The sequence below is a fragment of the Vibrio sp. 10N.247.311.47 genome (genome assembly GCF_041467535.1).
In the GTDB taxonomy this organism is placed as follows: Bacteria; Pseudomonadota; Gammaproteobacteria; order Enterobacterales; family Vibrionaceae; genus Vibrio; species Vibrio crassostreae_C.
Window position 1 is genome coordinate 1 of record NZ_JBFSUR010000088.1, and the last position, 2,047, is coordinate 2,047.

Genomic DNA, 2,047 nt, shown 5'->3' on the forward strand with positions numbered 1-2,047 from the left:
ACGCGATCGGGAATCCCATTTTGTCTGCAAAGTCAATAAGGTCATTTTTTGCTCGCGAGGCATCTTGTTCATCGGTCGATGCTCTTAGGTAACCATAAATTCGTATATTGCTGTTCATTGGTGCATTTTACATTGGTTTAGTTAAGTTGGTGCATTATACATCTATTTTTGCTATTTACAGCACTAAAATAGCCCAGTGCATTAAAGGTGTACCTAAAATAGACTGATTTGCGAGGCTGTTCTTTTGTGATTAAAAACTTGCGAACATTTATTATTTACGTAATATGTAGATATACGTAAATAATGTTTTATTGAAAATATAGGTTTTGTGATTTATGGAATTTAGACAAAAAAATACTTCATCAGTTGCTAATTCATCCGCAATGAAATATTTCACTCAAAATGTAAGTGATCCTCAAGCGGCAAAAGATGTATTCAATGTGATTTTAGATCGCCTTGGGAATTGTGTGGATTCTTATCCGTACTGGCATCCTATTCTTTCTATACCAGCGCCATTAGATCTTGATGGTAGATGTTTAAGCGTCCTTTACCGTGGGATTGACCATACAAGACATTTTGTTCGAGGATTCGTGACCTGTCCTTATGGGGAAGATAGTGCTAACCAGCTTATCGAATATGCTAACGGATTGCCTGGACTGAATGCTTTTAAATTAGACTCTCCTTTGTACTCAGATCATGCCTGTCCGGTAGTAGTAGAAGCTATCAATGTTGAGTTAGAAGGGGACGGAACTATTCGAGGACAAGACGCTATAAGGTGGTTTTTGGAAGAGCAAACCAAGCTTGCTAAGTATGCTCAAGTCGCAGAGACGTGGTGGAATATGAGAACAGATATATTAGGAAAGCCTCATGGGTCTCGGTCTTCTACATTTGTTAGTCCGCATACGGGTGGGCACATGAAAAAAATTCTAGAAGCACTGAATCAAAGTGGAGTCTACGGGCCAATCAAAGAGAGCTCTTTAGATATGCTTTCAGACAAGAAGCGAGAAAGAATATCTAACACGCTTATAAACGCTGCCGTTCAAAACTATAAACCTAAAGATCAAGCAGAGGTGTCTGAATTTTGCTTTGAATTGCGAGGAGAAGAGTGTAGGGCGAGGATTAGGGATACATGGCAAGATGGTGAGGAACTATCAGTAAGAGTCCAAATTGGCGATATTAATGATTGCGCTCTTCTCGTCCAAGGGTATTTCTATCCTCAAAAAAGCATTATTCAATCATTAGAGCCTACAGGAAAGCGTTTGATTGCAGAGAAGTTTGTCTGAACAAAGCTACGTTAATGGTTGTGTAAAGTCTTATGATGGACCATTTATACTCATGGGAAATGATGAAAACATTTAAAATTGATTTGCCGCCAGGCTCTGCTTATGAGTATTTGTGCTGGAAGGAAGATTTAGATACTAGTAGGGAATGCTTTCGTGATTACACTACGGTATGGGTAGATATAGATAAACTTGTTTATTACGCGGAGAGTAAGTCTAATATAGCGATGGTTTCTAGTGTTGACGCATGGAGTTCTGATAAACGGGATCATTATATCAAAGGGGTAAATCCACATGATGATGTCGGGTTGCTATCTACCCCTAGAGTTTTTTTTCATGATTATGAAGAAGAGCTTGTAGAGCGTAGATTTTTCGGTTTTCGACAAAAGATTCGTATTGTGAAAATTCAATATGCAGGCTTTGTCAATGGTAGGCATCGAACTCGAATTGCTCAGTATCTTGGGGCGAAGAAAATCCCCGTCCAGACTAGTAAGGATAATGTCGAGGTTTTGTTAAAGTTCTGCTCTCCGAATGATTGAGATAATTCTATCGACAACTATATTTATGCTCTTAACTCGTATCAAAAAATTATGTTTTTATGTTAGCGTCTGGCTATCTCACGAAACCCCGGATACTTTTGTGATGCATGAAATTTAGTGCTTTTTGAGTCGCCTAGCCAGCCCATCACATTGTTTTATCTTGTGTTATACTTAGCCTGTTGTAGTTGAATACTGACTGCACAGTATTAAGCACACGGGGTTAACCCC

Annotated in this window: 2 protein-coding genes; both read left to right on the plus strand. The window is 38.9% G+C overall.

What is annotated here, in order from left to right; genetic code table 11:
* Positions 1–335 precede the first annotated feature (335 nt).
* Positions 336–1,283 (plus strand): hypothetical protein, encoded by a 948-nt coding sequence (locus AB6E51_RS24230; protein ID WP_102333847.1) that lies wholly within the window; start codon positions 336–338, stop codon positions 1,281–1,283.
* A 62-nt stretch (positions 1,284–1,345) separates the two neighbouring features.
* The gene (locus AB6E51_RS24235) at positions 1,346–1,819 is read left to right on the plus strand and encodes a hypothetical protein (protein ID WP_133154297.1); all 474 of its coding nucleotides are present in this window, start codon (positions 1,346–1,348) and stop codon (positions 1,817–1,819) included.
* Positions 1,820–2,047 lie beyond the last annotated feature (228 nt).